Genomic DNA, 20,839 nt, shown 5'->3' with positions numbered 1-20,839 from the left:
CGGGGTCCGGAAGGGGTGGATCGACCCGAACGGCTCACCCGGCGTTCCCGGCGCACCGGGAACGCCGGTGCCCGCTAGCCGGTGACGGAGGGGGAGGAGGCGTTCCGCGCCACCAGCCGCGGGCTGCCCGAGCCGTCGGCCGGGACCGCCCACACCGCGTTGTCGAGTCCGTAGAGGACGGTCGAGTCGTCCTGCCACAGCGCCTGGTCGTCGACGTTCCCGGGCTCCGCCAGTTCCCTCTCCTCCAGCGTCGCCAGGTCGAGGACGGCCAGCCGCCAGACGCCCTCGGACACCTTCTTCTTGAACGCGATCCGCTTGCCGTCCGGGGACAGCGACGGGCACTCGACGTTCTCGCGCAGCACCTTCCCCTGGTAGCGGCCGTAGTCCGCTTCGACGAGGCGGGTCGTGCCCCGGCTGCCGAGGGTGGCGTAGAAGCGGTTGCCGTCCGCGGCGAACGTGACGCCCCAGTAGTTGACGTCGGCGGCGAAGTAGCGGCGGTCGCCGGTGAACACCGGCAGCTCCTCGATCGTCTTGACCAGTCTGCCCGTCGCCACCTCGTACAGCCCGGCCCTCGTGGAGAAGCCGGTGGCGGCGTAGGAGTCGCCGGTGACGAACAGCGTCCAGGTGACGATCCCGCCGTCCGGGGACACGCGGGCGCGGCTGGGCGTGCCCGGCAGGGACTCCTGGTGGCGCACCGCGAGGTCGGCGTCCAGGACCTGCACGTCCGTGACCGCGGGCAGCACCCCCGGTCGCGCGGTCAGGCACACCGCGGTCGTCTTGGCCGCCGCGAACCGGTCGCACTTCAGCCCGGACGACCGGCGGGGGCCGTCCGGGTCGGTCGGCGACACCGACGTGACGCGGCCGGTGACCGTGTCGCGGACCAGGAGTTGGCCCGCCGCCAGCGTGAGCCGCTCGACCGGCGGTTCGTCCTGGGCGGCGCTCTGCCGGGCCTGCACGGTGAACGCCACCGCGGCCCCGATCAGCAGCACCGCCCCGAGCAGGGCGAGCACGACCCGCCTCACGACCGCACCGGCCTGACGACCGCGGCGGCGAGGACGACGGCCGCGAGCAGGCCCGCGGCGACGACCACCGCGGGGCGGAGCCCCCAGAGCGTCCACGACAGTCCGAAGAGGACGGACGACGCCATCCGGGCCACCGCCTGCCCCGTCTGGACGACGGCGAACCCGGTGGACCGCAGCTCCGGCGGCACCAGCGGTCCGGCCGCCGCCATCAGCACCCCGTCCGTGGCCGCGTAGAACACGCCGTGCAGCGCGAGCGCCAGCATGGCGAGGCCCGGCCCGGACACCGGTCCGCACACGGCGACCAGCGCCGCGCCGAGGGCGGCGTGGCCACCGAGGAACACCGGCCAGCGGCCGACCCGGTCGGCGAGAGCGCCGATCGGCACGGCCAGCAGCAGGTAGACCGCGGCCGTGCCGAGCGGCAGCAGCGGGAACCACGCCACCGGCACGTCCCACCGCCGTTGCAGGGCCAGGTAGAGGAAGGCGTCCCCGACCGTGACCAGCCCGAGGGCCGCCGCCCAGAGCGTGATCCGACGGAAGTCCCGCAGCCGCAACAGGTCCAGCGCCGCCCGAGGGGACACCGCCGCGCGGTCGGCGCTCCCCGGCCGGTCCTTGACGAACAGGACCAGCAGGAGCACGCCGACCGCGGCGACGCAGAAGCTGGTGAAGAACACCGACGGGTAGCTGCCGAGGCTGGCCGCCAGCACGCCCATCGCGGCCACGGGACCGAGCAGCGCGCCGACGGTGTCCATCGCCCGGTGCACGCCGAACGACCGGCCGAGCGCGGCGGGATCGCTGCTCAACGAGATCAGCGCGTCGCGCGGGCCGGTGCGCAGACCTTTGCCGGTGCGGTCGGCGGCGAGCACGACGCCGATGGCCGCGACCGACGACCCGGCCGCCAGCAGGCCGAGCTTGCACACCGCGGACAAGCCGTACCCGACCCCGGCGACCGCCTTGAGGCGTCTCCACCGGTCCGCCAGGTGGCCGCCCAGGACGCGGACGACGGCGGTCGCCCCCGCGTAGAGCCCGTCGAGCAGCCCGAACTGCAACGGGTTCAGGCCGAGGCCCAGCACCAGGTACAGCGGGAGCACGGCGGTGACCATCTCCGACGAGACGTCGGTGACGAGGCTGACCAGCCCGAGCGCCAGCACGTTCGCGGGCACGCGTCGTGGCACGGCCCGCCGGTCGGTGGTCGCCAGGTCAGGAGCACGGCTTGCCGCGATGTACATGCTCGCCCCCTAGTGGCAGGTGTAGGTCGGGCTGCTGTCCAGCACCGACTTGTCGAGGCCGATGAGCTGCGTCGAGAACGAGGTGTCGGTCATCGACAGCTTCACCACGCCGTACGTCGACAGCAGCTTCGCCGTGGTCGGGTGCGCGGCGTGCACGTCGTAGAGCGGGGCCCCGCCCATGCCGCCGAGGATCTGCACCGGGCCGTTCGGGTCGGCCTTGCCCGCCCCGTTCTGCGGCACGAACCGCTCGTAGTGGTGGTCGTGGCCGTTGAGCACCAGGTCGACCTTGTTGTCGACCAGGAGCTGCCACAGCGCGGCGCTGTCCGGGTTGTCGCCGTGGTCGCCGGAGCTGAACCGCGGGTGGTGGTAGTACGCCGCGACGCAGCCCTTGGTGTTGGCGGCGAGGTCCTGCTTCAGCCAGGCGATCTGCGCGGGCTCGGCGAGGTCGTGGGTGGTGAAGTCGTTGGAGTCCAGGGCGAGGAAGTGCCAGTTCCCCATCTCCCACGAGTAGTAGTTCTTGCCCTGCGGGGTGGCGATGGGGCCGAAGTAGTCGCGGTAGCCCTTGAACGGGGTGTCGTCGTAGGACTCGTGGTTGCCGGGGACCGGGTGGGTGATGTTCTTGAACCTGCCCCACGTCTTGTCGTAGTAGGCCTTGAAGTCGGACAGGTGGGCGTCGTCGTACTGGTTGTCGCCCATGGTGATCACGGCCGCGGGGTTGATCCCCTCGACCAGCTTCGCGGTCTTCGGGTGGACGCAGTTCGCGTCGCTCGCCGTGCACCGGTCGGCGATGTCGCCCGCCGCGGCGAGCACGAACGAGCCACCGCCGCCCGGCTTGGTCCGCGCGGTGACGGTCGCGCCGACCGCGGAGGTGTTCCCCGCCGCGTCACGGGCGCGGACCGCGTAGGCGTAGCCGGTGTCCGCGGCGAGCCCGGTGTCGTTGTACGACGTCGTGGTGCTGGTCGCCACGACCTGCCCGTCGCGCAGGACGTCGTAGCCGGAGACGCCGATGTTGTCGGTCGACGGCGACCAGGACAGCGCGACGCTGGTGGCCGTGGTCGTGCCCGCCGCGAGTCCGCCCGGAGTGGTCGGGGCCTGCGTGTCACCGGTCGAGTCGGCCGAACCGTAGGCCTGCACCTCCCAGAGCGAGTAGCCGTACTTCGTGGCGCGGGTGGTCCCCACGACCCGGAGGTACCGGCCGTGCGCGGTGAGGCCGGACAGCTCGTCGGTCTTGCCGTCGCCGTTGTCGACGGTGGCGACCGAGGTGAAGTGGACGCCGTCGTCGGACATCTCGAGGCGGTACTTCTTGGCGTAGGCGGCTTCCCAGGACAGCTTGACCCTGTTCACCGTGGACGGTTGGCCCAGATCCACGCGCAGCCACTGGGGATCGGCGCTGACGGCGCTCGCCCAGCGGGTGGTGCCGATGCCGTCGACGGCCTTGTCGCCGCCGAGCGCGGAACCCTCCGTCGTGGACGTGACGACCGGCTTGCCCTGGGAGAGCAGGACGTCGGCGGCGTTGGCGGGGAGGGCGACGGCCGACGACACGACCAGGACGGTGGCGGTGGCCGCCACTACCCGTGGCAGGGTTCGGCGGAGTGGTGGTGGGTGCACTGGGCGCTCCTTCGAGCCTCGCGCGGCGGTACCAGGCAGTGAATTAGTTAGGAAACTTTCCTAACAGACCGACCATATCGTCGCGATCTTCCACGGGACAAGCAGCGAAAGTCGGTTGAACGATCCAGTCACCGGCGAGGAGCAACGGGAGTTTTTCCCAGCGCACTCCCAGTGGGTCCTGATCTCATCGTCGTCACCCGAACGCGCTGGTGGATCGGTTGCGAATGGACTGTGGGAGGCAGAATGGTCCCGCCTGCCCAGCGAGCGGAACGGGAAGCCGGATGATCATCGAGGACGTCGCGTTCCCCGCGGGCGTGCACTGCGAGACGACCACGCTCGGCGCGCTGCTGCGCCACGAGGGCCTGGAGCTGTCCGAGCCGATGCTGTTCGGCCTCGGCGAGGGACTGGGGTTCGTCTACTGGGACGCCAAGTACCTCGACTTCCCGTTCCTCGGCGGCCGGACCAAGCCGTTCACGATCACCCGGAACGCGGCCGACCGGCTGGGCCTGGAGCTGCGCGTCCAGGAGACCGCGTCACCCCGCAAGGCGTGGCAGAACGTCACCGCCGCCCTGGCCGCCGGACGGCCGGTGGGCCTGCAACTGGACTCCTACCACCTCGACCACTTCACGACCAAGGTCCACTTCGGCGGTCACTTCGCCGCGCTGCGCGGCTACGACGACACCCACGCGCACCTGGTCGACACCGCCCAGCAGGGCGGCCTCGTGACGACCACGTTGGCGAGCCTGGCACTGGCCCGTGGCGAACGCGGCCCGATGACCGCCCGCAACCGCAGCTACACCGTCGCGGTCCCCGCCGACCGGCCGAGCGCGGCCGACGCCGTCCGGGAGGCCGTCCGCTCCACCGCGCGCACCTTCCTCACCCCGCCCATCGCCAACCTCGGCCACAGCGGCATCGACAAGGCGGCGCGGCAGGTCGTGCGGTGGCTCGACCGGTCCGCCGACCCCGCCCACGACCTGCCGTTGGCCGCGACGCTGATGGAACGCGGCGGGACCGGCGGCGGCCTGTTCCGGGTCCTGTTCCGCGACTTCCTGGTCGAGGCCGCGGAGATCGCGGACGACGACGTCCTTCGCGAGGGCGGTGCCAGGTACGCCGAGATCGCGCCGCTGTGGACCGAGGTCGCCACCCTCGTCGAGACCGCAGGGAACACCGGCGAGCAGGCTCACCTGACCCGCGCCTCGGAAGTCCTGACCGACCTCGCGGAACGGGAACGCCGGGCCATGCGACTCCTCGCCGGTGAAGGCTGTTCTCCCTGAACGCCAACGGGCGTGGTGGAATGCCGCGGTGAGCGCGAGCAAGAGCCGCCCGGTCTGGAGTGGACTCCCGACGGCAGTGCGGGCGGAGGTCGAACGGGTGGTCGGCGGCCCGGTGGTGGACGCCCGCAGCTGCCCCGGTGGCTTCTCGCCAGGGTTCGCCTCGGTGCTGACCCGCGTCGACGGCCACCGGGTGTTCGTGAAGGCGGTGGACGGCGACGCGTGGCCGTCGGACGTGGCGCTGCACCGCGCCGAGGCCGAGGTCAACGCCGTCCTGCCGACCGCCGCGGGGGCTCCGCGGCTGCTCGGCGCGTTCGACGACGGCCGCTGGGTCGGGCTCGCGTTCGAGGCCGTGGACGGCCGGGAGCCCCGTCAACCGTGGGACGCCGGGGAACTGGACCGGGTCGTCACGGCGCTGCTCGCCCGCTTGGACGTCCCGGCTCCCGCCGGTCTGGCCCGCGACCACCCCCGACTGGGTGGCTGGGCGGCGCTGGTGGACGAGCGGGACCGGGTGGCGGAGCACTCGCCGTGGGCGGCCGACCACCTGCCGCGGCTCGCCCGGCTCGAACGCGCGGGCCTCGCCGCGGCGCGGGGCGACGCGCTCGCGCACTGCGACCTCTACCCGCACAACGTCCTGCTGACGGCGGACGGCGTGGCGGTGGTCGACTGGCCGCATGCCCGAGCTGCCTCACCGCTGGTCGACCTGGTGACGCTGCTGTCCAGCGCGGCGGCCGACGGCCTCGACCCCGAGTCCGTCCTCGCGTCCCGCGCGGTCCCCGGAACGCGGGACGACCTCGACGCGGTCCTCGCCGCCCACACCGGGTTCCTGGTCCTCGGCGGGCTGTCGGCGCTGCCTCCGGGTCTGGAGGCGATAGCCATCGCCAAGCTCCGACTCGGCCTCGGAGCCCTGGCCTGGCTCGAACGGCGGCTGGACTCCTCCCGGACGGCGGCGGAATAAGCGGCGTGCCGCGGCTGTTGGTCGGTGGCATGTCGGACGAAACTGTGGCACTCAGTCCCACCACGTGGGTGCAGGACCAGACGAAGCGGATCCTGGAGACGGGGACGACGGAGGGGATCGAGGTCCAAGGCTCGCCGATCGTGCTGTTGACGCTGCGCGGCGCGAAGAGCGGCGCGTTGCGCTACACGCCCGTGATGCGGGTGGAGCACGACGGCCGGTACGCGGTCGTGGCCTCCAAGGGCGGTGCCGCCGAGCACCCGACCTGGTACTTCAACATCAAGGCGCACCCCGAGTTCGCGTTGCAGGACAAGACCGTGAAGAAGATCTACGCCGCGCGCGAGGTCGAGGGGGACGAGCGGGCCGAGTGGTGGGAGCGCGCGGTCGCCGCCTACCCGTCGTACGCCGAGTACCAGACGAAGACCGACCGGCAGATCCCGGTGTTCGTGCTGGAGCCGAAGGACGCCTGACCACCCGCTGACGACGGGCGGGCGTGCGCGCCCGCCCGTCGCGCGATATTCGGGCGACAGTCCGCGGGCGTGCTCGCTACCGTCCGCCGCATGCTCCAGTTGACGTGGCGACCGCTCGACGTCGGGGACGCCAAGGCGTCGGCCGACCTGCTCAACGCCATCGAGGCCGTCGACCGGATCGGCGAGAACTACACCGAGGAGGACACCCTCCAGGAGTTGGTGGACCCCTACGCCGACCTGGAGCGCGCGAGCCTCGCCGCGTTCGACGGCGACGTGATGGTCGGCTACATGAAGGTCCGCCACCGGCCGACCGCGGACGTGGTCCACCGGGTGTTCCTCGACGGCGGCGTCCACCCCGCCTACCGCGGCCGGGGTGTCGGCGGCGCGCTCGTGGACGCGGGTGTCGCGGCGGCGAAGGTCGTGCACGCGCTGCACCACCCGACGCTGGACCTGGTGGTCGACGTGCACAAGGCCGAGCACATCGCCGGGGTGGCCGACCTCGTGCGCTCGCGCGGTTTCGCGCCGGTCCGCTACTACCAGCGCCTGGAGCACCCGCTCGGCGACGCGATCCCCGCCACGCCCGTCCCCGACGGGCTGCGGGTCGAGGCGTGGACCGAGGAGCACGACGAGGACTTCCGGTTCGTGCGGAACGAGGCCTTCCAGGACTACTGGGGCGCCGCGCCGATGCCCGCGGACCTCTGGCGGAACAAGATCACCAACCAGACGTTCCAGCCGAGGCTCAGCTTCCTGGCGCGGGACGGGGCCCCGGTGGGCGTGCTGGTGACCCTGTGGTGGGAGGCCGACACGGCGGAGACCGGCATCCGGGACGCGCACTTCATGGTCGTCGGCACGGTGCGGGACCACCGGAAGCGGGGCATCGCCTCCGCGCTGATCGGCCACGCCCTCCGCGCCGCCGCCGACCACGGCTACCACCGCGCCAGCGTGAGCGTGGACTCGGCCGACGCGTCCGGGGCGGCGGCGATCTTCGAGAAGGCCGGTTTCACGCCGACGACCCGGCACGTGCGGTGGGCGCTCCCGGTGTGACCGCGGTTCCGTGCGCGGCGGTGCGGCGAGGACGTGGACCGCGTGTACCGCAAGCTCGACATCCCGCGTAGGCAGTGACCTCTATTTCTTCAGTGTTGACCAAAGTCAACCGTGGACCCAGGGTACCGACCAGGGACTCGCACGGGGGCGAACAGCGGGGCTTGGCGGTGAGACTGGCCGCCGTAACCGACCTCGTCGAAGGACAACTCCCATGCCAGTCGTGCGCTTCCACCTCAACTCCACGCTCAGTCCGTCGGCGGTGTTGGCGGTGTTGACCGACTTCGGGCCCTCGCGCGCCCGTGACTGGCCCACGATCGACGCCGAGCACCTCCAGGTCCACGAGCTCGGCGAGAATTGGGCCGAGGTGACCGAGGGGACCGCGTCGGCGTGGGAGCGGGCGCGGTACGACTGGGACGCCGCCACGGGGCGGGTCGCGATCACGACGTTGGACTCGAAGGTGTTCGGGCCCGGTGGCGGGTGGGTCTTCCAGCTCACCGAGAACGGCGCGGGCACGCGGGTCGACGTCGAGCTGACCCGCCGACCCGCCACCTTCACGCGGAAGCTGCTGGCCGCGCTGCTTCCCCTCGTCGGCCCGGCGTCGCTGCGCAAGGCGTTCAGGGGACCGCTCAAGGCTGTTTAGCGGAGAGCAGGCTGACCCTCACGTCCAGGCCGTGCGGGTGCACGGGGCGCAGTTCGACGACGGCGTGGTCGTCCTCGGCCAGTTCGCGCACGATGGCCAGGCCGAGGCCGGTGCCGCCGGGGCGGGCGGTGTAGAAGCGGTCGAACGCGCGCTGCCGCTGCTCGGCGGTCATGCCGGGGCCGGTGTCGGACACGTGCAGCTCCACGCGGTCCTGGGCCTCCGCGGCGTGGACCGAGATGGCGCCGCGCTCGGGGGCGAAGTCGATCGCGTTGGACACGAGGTTGTCCAGGATCTGCTCCAGGTGACCCGGCGTGGCCAGCACGGCGAGACCCGCGGGGACGTCCACGCGCAGGGTGATGTCCGCGTCGGCCGCCGCCGCCCGCCACGCGCGGGTGCGGCTCTCCACGACGTCCCGCAGCACCACGCGCTCGGGGTGCGGCGGCACGGCCTGCAACCGGGCCAGCGCCAGCAGGTCGTTGACCAGCCTGGTCATCCGCGCGACCTCGCCCACCGCGCCGTCCACGGCCGTGCGGTCCTCGTCGTCGGGCACGAGGTCGTGCAGGTTGTCCAGGCTGAGCCGCAGCGCGGTCAGCGGCGTGCGGAGCTGGTGCGACGCGTCGGACACGAACCGCCGTTGCGCCTGGTAGAGCACGCCGAGCCGGTGCGCGCCGTCGTTGAGCGTCCTGGCCAGCTGTCTGGTCTCGGCGGGGTCGCGTTCGACGACGCGGGCGGTGAAGTCGCCGTCGGACAGCTTGCGCGCCATGTGGTCCAGTTCGCGCAGCGGTGTGGTGATGCGGCGGGACCACCACGTGGCGACCAGCGCGGCGATGACGATGGTGATCAGCCCGGTGACGAGGCGGAACAGCCACGTGCTGACGATCTGGTCGTCCACGGGCGCGGACGGGTAGCTCAGCCGGACGGCCCCGACGATCCGCCCGTCCGGGTCGCGCGACGGCACGGTCACCTCCAGCGCGGGGGCGTCGAGCACCGACTGGTCGGTGAGCTGCGCCCGTTCCACGCCCGCCAACGCGGCCTTGAGCGCGGGTTCGTCGGGGTCGCGGACCGGGCGGCCCAACGCGGGCTGCCCGGCGGCGTCGACCAGTTCGACCCGGCCGCCGGTCTGCGCTTCGAGGTTGCCGCGCAACGACTCCAGCGCGGCGAACTCGCCCCTGGCCGCGCGGGGGTCGGTGGCGCTGGAGGCCCGGCCGAGCAGGTACGCCACGGTCCGGGCCTCGCGCAGCCCGACCTGCTCCTGGTTGGTGCGCAGCAGCCCGACGAGGTTGAGTCCTACCGGGACGGTGAACAGGACCAGCGCGGCGGCGACCAGGACCACGAAGAAGACGGTCAGCCTGCGCTGCATCAGGGGCGTTCCAGCCGGAAGCCGACACCGCGCACGGTCGACACCGTGATCGCGGCGCCGAACTTGCGGCGCAGCGCGGACACGTGGACGTCCAAGGTGCGGGTCGAGCCGAACCACTGCTCGTCCCACACGGCCTCGATGAGGTGCTCGCGGGTGAACACCGCGCCGGGCGATTCCGCGAGCAGCGCGAGGAGGTCGAACTCCTTGGGGGTCAGGGCGACCTCCTCGTCGGCGACGTGCACGCGGCGGGCCCGGCGGTCCAGCGCGACCGTGCCGAGCCGCTGCGCCTCGGGCGTGGTGTCGTCGGGCTGCTCACGCCGGGTGCGCCGCAGCACGGCGCGGATGCGGGCGATGACCTCGCGCACGCCGAACGGCTTGGCCACGTAGTCGTCCGCGCCGACTTCGAGGCCCGCCACGGTGTCCACCTCGTCGGCGCGCGCGGTGATGACGATGATCGGCACGTCGGTGCGGGCGCGCAGCTCCCGGCACACGTCGAGTCCGTCCACATCGGGCAGACCGAGGTCGAGCAGCACGACGTCGGCCGGTGCGGCGGCGAGCGCGGCGGCCCCGGTGCCGACGCGGTCGACCTCGTAGCCGTGCCGGAGCAGGCCCTGGGTCAGCGAGAGGGCGATGGGATCGTCGTCTTCGACCAGCAGTACGCGCATGGCTCGATTCTCACAGGTCGTCAGACCGGGATCTTGGACGAGTGGTGCTCGACGATCGCCCACGCGCCGTCGCGCCGCTCGAAGACGAACGTGCCCCTGGCGTGCACGGTGTCCGGCGTCCCGTCGCGGGTGACGGCGAAGTCGTAGAGGCCGGAGAGCACGGCCGCGTCGGGGCCGAGGACGCGGACCTCGTGCTCCAGGAACGTGCCGCGAGGGGCCAAGCGGAGGAACTCGGTGAAGTAGGTGGTGATCTCCTCGCGCGTGTCGTGCACGTGGCCCGCGACGGTGGGCAGCAGCACCGCGTCGGTGGCGTACTGGGCGGCGACGGCCGCCGGGTCGCGGGTGGCGAGGGCGTCGTTCCAGCGGTCGAACAGGGCCATGACGTCGTCGGCGGTCGGCGGGTCGTTCCGGACCTCGGCCTGGCCGGTGCCGCACGCCGTGAGTGCGAGCAGTGCGATGGCGAGGGCTGCTTTCACGGGGGTTCCTCCTGCTGGGTATCACTCGATCGGGTGACACCAGCTTCGGGGACGGCCGTGCAGGGGTCGGGCAGGAGAACCGCAGGGCCAGGTCAACGTTCGGCCAGGAGTCTGCTCGGTCCTTTGTGGACGAGCACGCGACCCCACCTCCGGCCCGGTGTCTCGACGTAGCGGTAGGTCAGCGCGCACAGCGGGAGCAGCACGGCGCAGAACACCAGTTCCGCCAACGGGTTGTCGCGCGGCGAACGGCCGAACGCGCTGTCGCTCACCGCCAGCAGCACCGGGTGCACGAGGTAGACCGAATAGCTGATCGCCCCCAAGCCCAACAGGCACCGGGGAATCCGCCGTTCGCGCGCCGCTAGGCCGACGCCGAAGGTGAGCAGGGCCAGCAGGAACGCCGAGATCCAGCCGCGCCAGGTGAAGTGGGACTCGTCGCCGTGCGCGTAGGCGCTCCCGGTGGCGCAGGCGATCACGACTCCCGCAGTGCAGGCCGCGTGCCGCCAGGTGCTCCGGCCGTTCTCGGCCCGGTGGACGGCCGTGCCGAGGAACATGACGGCGAGGATCACCAGGCCTTCCCACACGGCGACCGTGCCGTTGCCCGCGACCAGGACCAGCGCCGACACCCCGCCCAGCACGCCCCCGACCACGCGCACCGCGGGCGAAGCGGCGCCAGCGCAGCAGATCGCGGCCACCACGGCGGTCGAGGCCAGCGCGATCAGCGGCCCGGTGCCGACCAGGCGGGAGAGAGCCGAGGCGGGCAGCGCGACACCCGTCACCGCGACCACAGCGGCGACCACGGCCAAGGTGACGGCGACGGCCGCCGACCGCTCGTGCCGCCGGACCGTGAACAGGGCCACGACCAGCAGGTAGAACGCCATTTCGTAGGACAAGGTCCACAGCACCATCAGGATGTTGGGCGTTCCCAGCAGTTCCTGGAGCAGGGTGACGTGGGCGACCACCGCGCCGACGACGTCCGAACCTCCACGCGGCTTGACGACTCCAGCCAGCCCGAGGGCGAGGAACACCGCCACGACGACCACGCACAACGGGTGGATGCGGAACACCCGGCCGATCCAGAAGGCCCGCACGTCGCCGCGCCGTTCGAGGGAAGCGGGAATGATGTAGCCGCTCACCAGGAAGAACACCAGGATCCCGTACCGCCCCGCCGCGAACTCCGGCATGACCGCACGCCGGAACTCCGCGAGGAAGGACGCGGACGAGTGGTCGAACACCACGGCGAGCGCCGCGATCCCACGCAACGCGTCCAGCCACCCCAACCGGGACGACGGCGGTGTTCCGGGCGCTGCTGATCGCGGCACGGGTTCCATACCCGCTTCCACGCGGGGGTCCTCGCCGAGGTTGCCTGACGGCGGAAGTGCCCGGTCGAGAGCTCGGTGGCGAAGGATAAGTCCTTTGAGGACGGTGCTTGCCGGGAAATGTCCGGTCCTCGAACGGGTTCGCTCATCGCCGAACTCGGCGGCCTGGTCGCACGTGATCCGCTCCGGCAGGATCGGCTCCATGACCTTCCTGCGCTACGAGGCCGACCGGGCGGCTCCCGGCAAGCTCCCCACCGGCATCTTCGGCCTGGCCAACGGGCTCGCCCGGTCGGGGCTGCTGACCCCGGAGGACCGGGCCTTCTGGCGGGCGGGCAACGACTGGTACGACGCGGCGTACCCGGATCCCGGGGCCGTGGACCCCACGCTGTTCGACAAGGCCGTCCACCCGGTCACGTCCTGCTGGTTCAAGGAGTCCGCCGCCGCGCACCTGCTCGTCAGGGTGCCCGGTTACCTGGCGCTGCTCGACCGGTACGGCGTCGGGTGGGTCGAGCGAAGGTCGGCGGACCCCGGCTTCGTCTTGTACGCCGACGACGTGCAGATCGTCGTCCGGCCGTACGACCGTTGAGCCGTAACGAAGTTCGTCGTCCCGCCGATCTTGGGGTTGCCCGCACCCAGTGGAGGCCTGACGACATGTTCGACCGTGATGCCCGTTCGGTGACCGAGGCCGTGCTGCGCGCGCTGGACCCGGAGGAGGTGGCCGACCTGCCGGAGGTGTGGGAGGAGTACTGGGAGCACCCCGTGCACCCGTCCGACCTGCTGGAACGCGATAGGATGCTGGGGTCGGGGCTGGCGGGGGCGGTGGCGGAATGGGCTCCGCTGGTGGTGGCGTTCGTCGGGACCGAGGTGTTGGCCGGGGCGGCGGTGGACGCGGCCAAGGACGGGTTGCGCAAGGGGTCGTCCCGCGCGTGGGCAAAGGTGCGGGGGAGGGCGAGCCAGGCCGAGGGGCGGGTCGTGTTCGCCGACGACCAGTTGGCGGCCGTCGGCGACGCCGCCAAGGCCGCGGCGCTCGCGGCGGGGCGGTCCGAGCCGGACGCGGACGCGTTCGCCGCGGCCGTCCGGGCCGCGCTGGGCGATGGCTGAACCGGCCTCGTCCGCCCGGTTCCTGCTGCTGCACCTGAGCTTGGGCGCGGGGGCGATGTTCGCCGCCTCCTACGTCGCCGCCGTCGCGGACGTGTGGCGCGGGGCGAACCTCGCCTGCCTCGCCGACGCCACCGGGGCCACCGACCCGGCGCGGACCCTGGTGACCTGCACCGACCGCGTGTCGTGGTGGCAGGGGTTGGCCGTGCTGGGCGCGCCGGTCGCCCTCGTGGTGGCGACGGTCGTCGCCGCGGCGCTCGTCCCGGCGTGGCTGACCCGGCGGCGACGGGTCGTGGAACGCGACCTCGACCCCACCGTCGCCGAAACCCTGCGGCGGCTCGTCGCGGACGCGGGCCTGAGCGGCGCGCCGCTGTGGTGCACCGCCCCCGGCCTCACCGGCGACCCGTTCACCTACGGCAGCCCGCCGCGCGTCGTGCTCGGCCCGCACCTCTACCGGCTGCTGCGCCGGGGCCACGCGACCGCGGTCGTCCGGCACGAGCTGGGGCACGTGGTCAACCGCGACGTGGGCCGGACCTACCGGGCGCTGCTCGCGGTCGGTCTGTTCGGCGCGGCGATCGTGCTGCCGCTGGCGCTGTCCCGGCCCGACCCCGGTTTCGCCGTCCGCTTCGCGCTGCTCACCGCCGTTGGCGCGCTCACGTGGCTGGCCGTGCTGCGCACCCGTGAACACGACGCCGACCGCCTGGCCGCGACGTGGGACCCGGCGGGGATGACGGCCGCGCTGGCCGCCGCCCGACCGCCGCGCGGGCGGCTCCCGTGGTGGCTGCGCACCCATCCGACCCCGGCCCACCGCCTCGCCGCCCTGCACGCGCCGGACCGGGTGGCCGTCGCGGAGAGCCTGGCCACCGGCATCGCCGCCGCGGTGGCCCTGATCGAGACGTCGGCGGTGCTCGCGACCGTGCTGGACGGCACGGTCCACGGCACGCGGTGGCTGGCGTTCCTGCTGGCGGCCGCGCTGCTGGCGGTGCCGATCACCACGATCCTCGGCACCCGGCCGCCGCGCTCGCGGTGGGCGTGCGGCACGGCCTTGGCGGTCGGACTCCTGGTGGGCAGCCAACTCTCACCCCGCGCGGGCCCGTGGTTGGGGTCGGTGTCGTTCAGCGGCGCGGGCGTCGAGCCCGCCGCGGCGTTGACCACCGTGCCCGCGTGGACGGCGCTCGGGCTCGGCGTGGCGCTGCTGCTCGGCTGCGTCGGCTGGTTCCACCGCCCGCACGCCGTGGCGATCGGCCTGCTGCTGGGGGTGTGGTTCCTGCTGCTCGGCACGGCGGTCGACGGCAGCCCGCTGAACCCGACCGCGGTGACCGTCGCGCCACCGCCGCCGAACACCCGGCAGGCCGGGTACACCTGCGCGTGGCTCGGCGCGACCGGCCCGGCCGCGTTCGGCCGACCGGGACTGGCCGAGCACCTGCTCCGGGCGGACGACCTCCTGCTGCGGGAGATCGGCCGCGCCTGGGGCACCGAGACCGCCCGCACCGCGCTCGTGCGCCGCTGCGGCCTGCTGATCCGCTACGGGAGGCAACGGTGAGACGCGCACTCGTGATCGTGGCGCTGCTGGCGAGCGGCTGCACCACGACGACACCCCCGACTCCAACCCCCGACCCTGGGTTGAGCGACCGCCTGCTGACCACGGGCGACCTGCCCGCGGGCTACACCAAGCACCGACCGGAACCCCAGGACCGCCCGAAGTCCGACCACCCGGAGTGCGAAGAGGTCCTGCACGACCTGGAGATCGCCACCACGGTCCGCGAGGCCCGAGACGCCTTCCAGTCCGCGGACGGCACCATCGTGCAGCACATCGTCCGCGACCGCGGCGGCCCCACACTCGCCGACACAGCCGCCACCCTGACCGGCTGCGCCCAGTTCACCCTGACCTACCCGGACGGCATGACGGGCACCGAAACCGTGACCACCCTGTCCACCACCCCGACCCGCTGGTCCGGCGAGGTCATCGCCGACCTGGGCGCACTGGTCGTGCACGACCGCCTGACGGTGCTTGTCGAGGGCGACCGCACGGCCGTCCTCTCGGTCGTCACCCCGGACGGAGCCGACGAGTCCTTCGTCGCCGGACTCGTCGACACCGCCCACGCGAAGCTGACCGGCTAGGGCTTGCGGGCGACGACCAGGAGGCAGCCGAACCCGGTCACGTCGACCATGTCGGCCGGGTCGAACTGGTCGGGGAGGTCGTGGCCGAACAGCTCCACCTGCTCGTCGCGCTTCACCGGCGTGGCCAGAGCGGTGAACGTCTGCCGGATCGTGTGCTCGCTGATGTCGACGACCTCCTCGAACCGCAGGCCGGAGCGGCGCAGCAGGGACGGGTAGTCGTCGGCGTCGGCGGTGGTCATCATGAAGTCGCGCAGGAAGCGGTTCACGGCCTGCCGCTGCTCGGCGGGGATCGGGGACCGCTCGAAGAAGTCGGTGAGGACGAGCCTGCCGCCGGGGCGCAGGGTGCGGGCGACCTCGGCCAGGACCCGGTGGCGGTCCGGCACGTGGATGATCGACTCGATCGCGATGGCCGCGTCGAACGAGTCGTCCGGGAACGGCAGGTCCATCGCGTCGCCGTGGCGGAAGTCGACCAGCTCGGCCAGACCCGCCTCGCCCGCGAGCCGGGTGGCGGCGGCGACCTGCTCCGCGCTGATGTTGACGCCGGTGACGGCCGCGCCGGTGTTGCGGGCGATCCGCAGCGCGGGCCCGCCGACGCCGCAGCCCACGTCCAGCACGTGCGACCTCGGGTCCACGCGCAGCCGGTCGACCATCACGTCGGTCAGCCGGATCGCCGCCTCCGCGAGGTCCTCGGCACCGTCCCAGTAGCCGAAGTGCAGGTTCTCGCCGAACGTGCCGTCGCTCAACGCCATCTCGGTCGCCCGGTCGTAGAGCTGCCCGACCGCCTCCGGGACGGGGGTGAGGACAGGGGTTTCCGCCACGGTGCCACTTCCTTCGGGGTCGGTGCCGGGTGCGGCGCCACCGTAGAGCGCGGTCTCGTTGCGGCGACAGGGTTTCGACGTCGATCACACGCGGGATAGGTCATGTGACAGATGAGCGGGACCCCGCCCCCGATCACGATGGGGAGGACCGGAGGAGGTCTGAGCGGATGGCTGATCGCCTGGAAGGCGTGCTCGTGGTGCTCGGCGCAGGCGTGATGGGCACGGCGATCGCCGTGACCGCAGCGGGGCACGGGCGACGGGTGGTGCTCGTCGACGTCGACCCGGCCGCGCGGGACCGCGCCAGGGGGCGGATGGACCTGCACCTGCGGCACGCGGGCCTGCTCGGGGCGTTCCCGGACGGGGTCGCGCCCGCCGCCGTCGAGGTCGTGGAGGAGTTCGACCCGGCCGATGCGGTGGCTGTGGTGGAGGCCGTCACCGAGCGGGCGGACCTCAAGGCCAAGGTGATCGCGGAGGTGTCGGCGGCGCTGCCGCCCGGCGTCCCGCTGATCAGCAACACGTCGTCCATCCCGATCGACGAGCTGGCGGACGCCGCGCTGCGCCCGGAAGACCTGGTGGGCACGCACTTCATGAACCCCGCCTACCTGATCCGGCAGGTCGAGGTCGTCCGCGGCCCGCGCACCGGCGACGCCGCCATGGCCGCCGTCGCCGCGCTGCTGGCGGACATGGGCAGGCACGCCGTCGTCGTCCGCGACTCGCCCGGCTTCGTCACCAGCAGGCTGCTGCACCCGATGATCAACGACGCCGCGCGGATCGTCGAGGAGGGCGTGGCCGCGACGGACGACGTCGACGCGCTGATGCAGGGCTGCCTGGGGCACCGGACCGGGCCGTTGCGGACCGCCGACCTCATCGGGCTGGACAACCTGGTCGACGCGCTGCTCGTGCTGCACGAGCGGACCGGCGACGACCGCGCACGACCGTGCGACCTGCTGCTGCGCAAGGTGCGCGACGGCGATCTCGGCCGCAAGTCCGGTCGGGGCTTCTACGACTACGAGGAGGCGCTCTCGTGAGTGCGGCCCAGCTCAGCGGTCAGGACGTCGAGACCGAGGTCACCGAGTTCCTGCGGACCAAGGTGAAGCAGACGGTCGCCCCGGACGAGGACCTGTTCGCCTCCGGCCTCGTGGCGTCGATGTTCGCGATGGAACTGGTGGTGCACCTGGAACAGCGCTACGGGGTCGCGATCCTCGGCAGCGACCTGCGGTTGGACAACTTCCGCACCGTCCGGGCGATGGGCGCGCTGGTGGAGAGGCTCCGCGGTGCTTGACGACCTCGTGCGGGAGCTGGTCGGCGACCGCGCCGGGGAGTGGGACCTCGCGGGCGAGCTGCCCGAGGACGTCCTGGGGGAACTGGGCAAGCGCGGCCTGCTGTGCGCCCAGGTGCCCGTCGAGCACGGCGGGCTGGGCATGAGCAGCCTCGCCAACGGCGAGTTCACCGCGTTCGTCGGGTCGCTGTGCAGTTCGCTGCGCAGCGTCATGACCTCGCAGGGCATGGCCGCGTGGACGATCCAGCGGCTCGCCGACGCGCCGCAGCGGCGGGAGTTCCTGCCGCGCCTCGCCGCGGGCGCGCGGGCCGCCGTCGCCTTCAGCGAACCCGGCGCGGGCAGCGACCTGTCCGAGATCGGGACGCGCGTGCGGGTCGAGGACGGCCACGCGGTGCTCGACGGCCACAAGACCTGGACCACCGCCGCCCACTACGCGGACCTGCTGCTGGTGGTGGCGCGGCACGGTGACGCGGGCGCGGTGGTCGTCGTGCCCGCGGACGCGCCCGGTGTGACCGTCGACCGCGTCGCGGACCCGCTGGGCTGCCGCGCGGCGGGCCACGCGCACCTGCGGTTCGACGACGTCCGCGTGCCGGTGTCGCACGTGCTGGCGGGCGGCGGGCAGCCGTTGCCGATGCTGGTCACCACGGCGCTCGCCTACGGCCGGATGTCGGTGGCATGGGGCTGCGTGGGCATCCTGCGCGCGTGCCTGGCCGCCGTCACGGGCCACGCGGCCGTCCGCGAGCAGTTCGGCGCGCCGCTGGCCGACCACCAGCTCGTCGCCGCGCACATCGCCGACCTGCTGGTCGCGGAGCGCACGGCGACCCTGGTGTGCGAGCGCGCGAGCGAGCTGTGGGACGCCGGGTCGCCGGAGTCCGTCGTCGCCGCGGTGCTGGCCAAGCACGTCGGCGCCACCCGCGCGGCCGAGGCCGCGTCCACCGCCGTGCAGGTGCTGGCGTCGGCGGGCGCGCGGGACGGGCACGTCGTCGCGCGCGCTTACCGCGACGCGAAGCTCATGGAGATCATCGAGGGCACCAACGAGATCTCGCTGCTGGTGCTGGCCGACCACGCGATGCGGGCCTCCCGCTGACCGCCGAAGGGGAACGATGTCCGCGCAGCCGCAGGTGAAGTGCGTCGTCTGGGACCTGGACAACACGCTGTGGGAGGGCACCCTCCTGGAGGGCGACGACGTGAAGCTCCGGCCCGGCGTGCTCGACGTCGTGGAGGAGCTGGACGCGCGCGGCATCCTCCAGGCCGTCGCCAGCCGCAACGACCACGAGCACGCGTGGGCCAAGCTCGTCGAACTGGACGTCGCGCGGTACTTCGTGGAGGCGGAGATCGGCTGGGGCCCCAAGTCCGGGGCCGTGCGGCGGATCGCCGACCGGCTGCGGTTCGACGTCGGCACGCTGGCGTTCGTCGACGACCGGCCCACCGAACGCGCCGAGGTGGCCCACCACCTGCCGTCGGTGCGGTGCTACACCGACGAGGACGTCGCCACGCTGCTCGCCCGGCCCGAGTTCACCCCCGCCGTCGTGACCGCGGACGCCCGCTCGCGGCGGCTGATGTACCTGGCCAACTCCGAGCGCACGGCGGCGAAGGAGGAGTTCACCGGCTCCGACGACGACTTCCTCCGCACGCTCGAACTGGTGCTGCGGATCGACCACGCCCGCGAGGAGGACCTCGCGCGGGTCGAGGAGCTGACCCTGCGCACCAGCCAGATGAACGCGACCGGCGTCCACTACTCCGACACGACCCTGCGGACCATGCTGGCCGATCCGGGGCACGCGGTCCTGGTCGTCGCGATGGAGGACCGGTTCGGCTCGCACGGCGCGGTCGGGATCGTCCTGCTGGAACGGCGGCCCGGCCGGTGGCGGATCAAGCTGCTCGCCACGTCGTGCCGGGTGGTCGCCTTCGGCGCGGGCGCGGTGCTGCTCAACTGGCTCGTCGACCAGGCGGCGCGCGCCGGGGTCGGGCTGGAGGCGGACTTCCGGGCCACCGACCGCAACCGGATGATGGAGATCGCCTACCGGTTCGCCGGGTTCACCGACGCCGCCGAGACCACCGAGGACGGGGTCCAGCGGCTCGCGGTGACCCCGGAGCGGCGGCCCGCCCCGACCGCGATCACCTTGAGCGCGCCGGAGTTGTGACGGCTAGGGGAGCTTGCGGGCGAGGGTGATGCCGTCGCCCATGGGCAGCAGGGAGATCTCGACGCGCTCGTCGGTCAGCAGGAACGCGTTGAGCTCCCGCACGGCCGTCGTGTCGGCGTCGGTCGCCTCCGGGTCGATGACGCGGCCGAAGAACACCGTGTTGTCGATGACGACGAGCCCGCCGGGCCGCACGAGCCGCAGCGCCAGGTCGTAGTACTCGCGGTAGCTCGCCTTGTCGGCGTCGACGAACACCAGGTCGACCGAGTCCGGGCCCACCTCGTCCAGCAGGGCCGCCAGGGTCGTGCGGGCGTCGCCGATCCGGACGTCGATGCGGTCGTCGACCCCGGCCTTCCGCCAGAACGGCCGCGCGATCATCGGCCACCGCGCCGAGAGGTCGCAGGTGACGAGCCGTCCGTCCGCGGGCAGCGCGCGGGCCATGCACAGGGTGCTGTAGCCGGTGAACGTGCCGACCTCGACCACCGTCCGCGCGCCGATCATCGCCACGAGGAGACCGAGGAACTGGCCTTCCTCCGCCATCACCTGCATCGTGCCGCCCATCGGCAGCGCGACGGTCTCGGCGCGGAGCCCGGACAGCGTGTCGTCGTCGCGCAACGACACCGCGCGCACGTAGTCGAGCAGGTCAGGGGTGAATTCGGTCTGGTTCGCCACGGGCCGACCGTAGCCGGCGGCGTCGGGCGGGTTCTTGGTCACGGCGACCAGTTCCGCGCCCCGATCTTGGTGTCCTGGCCCAGCCGCCGCGCGCGGCCCGCTGTGTTCACTGGCGGACCGGGAGGCACCCGGCCACCCCCACCGGAGTCCGTCGAGAGGTCCGCCTTGCCGAAGAACCCGTGGCACTCCTCGCCCGTGTGGTCGCCCGAGCGGCGCGAGGAGTTCCTCGCCCTGTCCGAGCCCGAGCAGCGGCGGGCCCTGCTGGACCTGGTGCGGGACCTCGTCGCCGCGGACTCCTTCGATCCGGCGCTGCCGTTCCGCCGGATGGGCGTGGTGCGCGACCGGGCGGCGGGGTTCCGCGACGCGCTCGGGGCGGCGCTGGGCGACCCCGTCCCGGCGACGGTGCTGTTCGACCACCCGAACCCCGGATCACTGGCCGGCTACCTGCTCGACCGCTTGCGCGGCACGACGTCCGCCGCCCCGACCCGGCCGACGCCCGTCGCGGCCGGGGACGACGACCCGGTCGTGATCATCGGCATGGCGTGCCGGTTCCCCGGCGGGGTGAACTCCCCGGAGGACCTGTGGCGGCTGGTCGCCGACGGCGTGGACGCCCACGGCGACGTACCGACCGCCCGGGGCTGGGGCCCCCGCCGGCAC

General features: G+C 73.0%; 23 protein-coding genes. 14 read left to right on the top strand and 9 right to left on the bottom strand.

Going from position 1 to position 20,839, the window contains the following annotated elements; genetic code table 11:
- Nucleotides 1–74 precede the first annotated feature (74 nt).
- From ACFWW9_RS35250 to ACFWW9_RS35240, 3 genes are read right to left on the bottom strand one after another with little or no spacing between them, the layout of a single operon-like run.
- Entirely contained in the window at nt 75–1,022 is a 948-nt protein-coding gene (locus tag ACFWW9_RS35250) for a hypothetical protein (RefSeq protein WP_390386588.1), read from the bottom strand.
- Nucleotides 1,019–2,248 (bottom strand): MFS transporter, encoded by a 1,230-nt coding sequence (locus ACFWW9_RS35245; protein WP_390386586.1) that lies wholly within the window; start codon nt 2,246–2,248, stop codon nt 1,019–1,021. Before ACFWW9_RS35245 ends, ACFWW9_RS35250 begins: the two co-directional genes overlap by 4 nt.
- Before the next feature lie 9 nt (nt 2,249–2,257).
- Nucleotides 2,258–3,796, bottom strand: a complete 1,539-nt coding sequence (locus tag ACFWW9_RS35240; RefSeq protein ID WP_390386595.1) for a discoidin domain-containing protein — start codon at nt 3,794–3,796, stop codon at nt 2,258–2,260.
- Between the two features lie 341 nt (nt 3,797–4,137).
- On the opposite strand from ACFWW9_RS35240, the gene ACFWW9_RS35235 reads away from it, so the two are divergent.
- The 5 genes from ACFWW9_RS35235 (at nt 4,138) to ACFWW9_RS35215 (ending at nt 8,236) form a co-directional block, all read left to right on the top strand.
- On the top strand, nt 4,138–5,130 hold the full coding sequence (locus tag ACFWW9_RS35235; RefSeq protein WP_390386585.1) for a BtrH N-terminal domain-containing protein: 993 nt from the start codon (nt 4,138–4,140) through the stop codon (nt 5,128–5,130).
- Nucleotides 5,131–5,158: 28 nt separating this feature from the next.
- A complete protein-coding gene (locus ACFWW9_RS35230) occupies nt 5,159–6,085 on the top strand; it encodes a phosphotransferase (protein WP_390386584.1) in 927 nt (308 codons plus the stop codon).
- A 29-nt stretch (nt 6,086–6,114) separates the two neighbouring features.
- A complete protein-coding gene (locus ACFWW9_RS35225) occupies nt 6,115–6,552 on the top strand; it encodes a nitroreductase family deazaflavin-dependent oxidoreductase (RefSeq protein WP_390386583.1) in 438 nt (145 codons plus the stop codon).
- A 90-nt stretch (nt 6,553–6,642) separates the two neighbouring features.
- Complete coding sequence (locus ACFWW9_RS35220) at nt 6,643–7,596, top strand: GNAT family N-acetyltransferase (protein ID WP_390386582.1); 954 nt, start codon at nt 6,643–6,645, stop codon at nt 7,594–7,596.
- Nucleotides 7,597–7,807: 211 nt separating this feature from the next.
- Complete coding sequence (locus tag ACFWW9_RS35215) at nt 7,808–8,236, top strand: hypothetical protein (RefSeq protein WP_390386581.1); 429 nt, start codon at nt 7,808–7,810, stop codon at nt 8,234–8,236.
- Here the strand turns inward: ACFWW9_RS35215 and ACFWW9_RS35210 are convergent.
- The 4 genes from ACFWW9_RS35210 to ACFWW9_RS35195 form a co-directional block, all read right to left on the bottom strand.
- Nucleotides 8,223–9,596 (bottom strand): ATP-binding protein, encoded by a 1,374-nt coding sequence (locus tag ACFWW9_RS35210; protein ID WP_390386580.1) that lies wholly within the window; start codon nt 9,594–9,596, stop codon nt 8,223–8,225. The two genes, ACFWW9_RS35215 and ACFWW9_RS35210, sit on opposite strands and share 14 nt — an antisense overlap.
- A complete protein-coding gene (locus ACFWW9_RS35205; protein WP_390386578.1) occupies nt 9,596–10,261 on the bottom strand; it encodes a response regulator transcription factor in 666 nt (221 codons plus the stop codon). Before ACFWW9_RS35205 ends, ACFWW9_RS35210 begins: the two co-directional genes overlap by 1 nt.
- Before the next feature lie 20 nt (nt 10,262–10,281).
- A complete protein-coding gene (locus ACFWW9_RS35200; protein ID WP_390386577.1) occupies nt 10,282–10,737 on the bottom strand; it encodes an SgcJ/EcaC family oxidoreductase in 456 nt (151 codons plus the stop codon).
- Nucleotides 10,738–10,829: 92 nt separating this feature from the next.
- Nucleotides 10,830–12,077, bottom strand: a complete 1,248-nt coding sequence (locus tag ACFWW9_RS35195; protein ID WP_390386576.1) for an acyltransferase family protein — start codon at nt 12,075–12,077, stop codon at nt 10,830–10,832.
- A 178-nt stretch (nt 12,078–12,255) separates the two neighbouring features.
- On the opposite strand from ACFWW9_RS35195, the gene ACFWW9_RS35190 reads away from it, so the two are divergent.
- From ACFWW9_RS35190 to ACFWW9_RS35175, 4 genes are all read left to right on the top strand, one after another.
- Nucleotides 12,256–12,639 (top strand): hypothetical protein, encoded by a 384-nt coding sequence (locus ACFWW9_RS35190; RefSeq protein WP_390386575.1) that lies wholly within the window; start codon nt 12,256–12,258, stop codon nt 12,637–12,639.
- Between the two features lie 65 nt (nt 12,640–12,704).
- Complete coding sequence (locus ACFWW9_RS35185) at nt 12,705–13,154, top strand: hypothetical protein (RefSeq protein WP_390386574.1); 450 nt, start codon at nt 12,705–12,707, stop codon at nt 13,152–13,154.
- The gene (locus ACFWW9_RS35180) at nt 13,147–14,694 is read left to right on the top strand and encodes a M48 family metallopeptidase (RefSeq protein WP_390386573.1); all 1,548 of its coding nucleotides are present in this window, start codon (nt 13,147–13,149) and stop codon (nt 14,692–14,694) included. The genes ACFWW9_RS35185 and ACFWW9_RS35180 overlap by 8 nt, the downstream gene beginning before the upstream one ends.
- Nucleotides 14,691–15,272, top strand: coding sequence for a hypothetical protein (locus ACFWW9_RS35175; protein ID WP_390386572.1), 582 nt, complete (start codon nt 14,691–14,693; stop codon nt 15,270–15,272). Before ACFWW9_RS35180 ends, ACFWW9_RS35175 begins: the two co-directional genes overlap by 4 nt.
- On the opposite strand, the gene ACFWW9_RS35170 is transcribed toward ACFWW9_RS35175, so the two are convergent.
- A complete protein-coding gene (locus ACFWW9_RS35170; protein WP_390386570.1) occupies nt 15,269–16,090 on the bottom strand; it encodes a methyltransferase domain-containing protein in 822 nt (273 codons plus the stop codon). The two genes, ACFWW9_RS35175 and ACFWW9_RS35170, sit on opposite strands and share 4 nt — an antisense overlap.
- 167 nt (nt 16,091–16,257) lie before the next feature.
- Here ACFWW9_RS35170 and ACFWW9_RS35165 point away from each other — a divergent pair, with 167 nt between their 5' ends.
- From ACFWW9_RS35165 to ACFWW9_RS35150, 4 genes are read left to right on the top strand one after another with little or no spacing between them, the layout of a single operon-like run.
- Nucleotides 16,258–17,118 (top strand): 3-hydroxyacyl-CoA dehydrogenase family protein, encoded by an 861-nt coding sequence (locus tag ACFWW9_RS35165; protein WP_390386569.1) that lies wholly within the window; start codon nt 16,258–16,260, stop codon nt 17,116–17,118.
- Nucleotides 17,115–17,372, top strand: a complete 258-nt coding sequence (locus ACFWW9_RS35160) for an acyl carrier protein (RefSeq protein ID WP_390386568.1) — start codon at nt 17,115–17,117, stop codon at nt 17,370–17,372. Before ACFWW9_RS35165 ends, ACFWW9_RS35160 begins: the two co-directional genes overlap by 4 nt.
- Nucleotides 17,365–18,456, top strand: a complete 1,092-nt coding sequence (locus ACFWW9_RS35155; RefSeq protein ID WP_390386567.1) for an acyl-CoA dehydrogenase family protein — start codon at nt 17,365–17,367, stop codon at nt 18,454–18,456. Before ACFWW9_RS35160 ends, ACFWW9_RS35155 begins: the two co-directional genes overlap by 8 nt.
- Nucleotides 18,457–18,472: 16 nt before the next feature.
- A complete protein-coding gene (locus ACFWW9_RS35150; RefSeq protein WP_390386566.1) occupies nt 18,473–19,513 on the top strand; it encodes an HAD-IIIC family phosphatase in 1,041 nt (346 codons plus the stop codon).
- 3 nt (nt 19,514–19,516) lie between these two features.
- On the opposite strand, the gene ACFWW9_RS35145 is transcribed toward ACFWW9_RS35150, so the two are convergent.
- On the bottom strand, nt 19,517–20,182 hold the full coding sequence (locus tag ACFWW9_RS35145; RefSeq protein WP_390386564.1) for an O-methyltransferase: 666 nt from the start codon (nt 20,180–20,182) through the stop codon (nt 19,517–19,519).
- Between the two features lie 165 nt (nt 20,183–20,347).
- On the opposite strand from ACFWW9_RS35145, the gene ACFWW9_RS35140 reads away from it, so the two are divergent.
- Nucleotides 20,348–20,839 (top strand): beta-ketoacyl synthase N-terminal-like domain-containing protein (locus ACFWW9_RS35140; protein ID WP_390386563.1); only part of this gene is annotated, 492 nt, incomplete at its 3' end.

It is taken from the genome of Umezawaea sp. NPDC059074 (assembly GCF_042738955.1).
Lineage (GTDB): Bacteria > Actinomycetota > Actinomycetes > Mycobacteriales > Pseudonocardiaceae > Umezawaea.
This window is presented reverse-complemented; position numbering and strand designations above follow the sequence as displayed.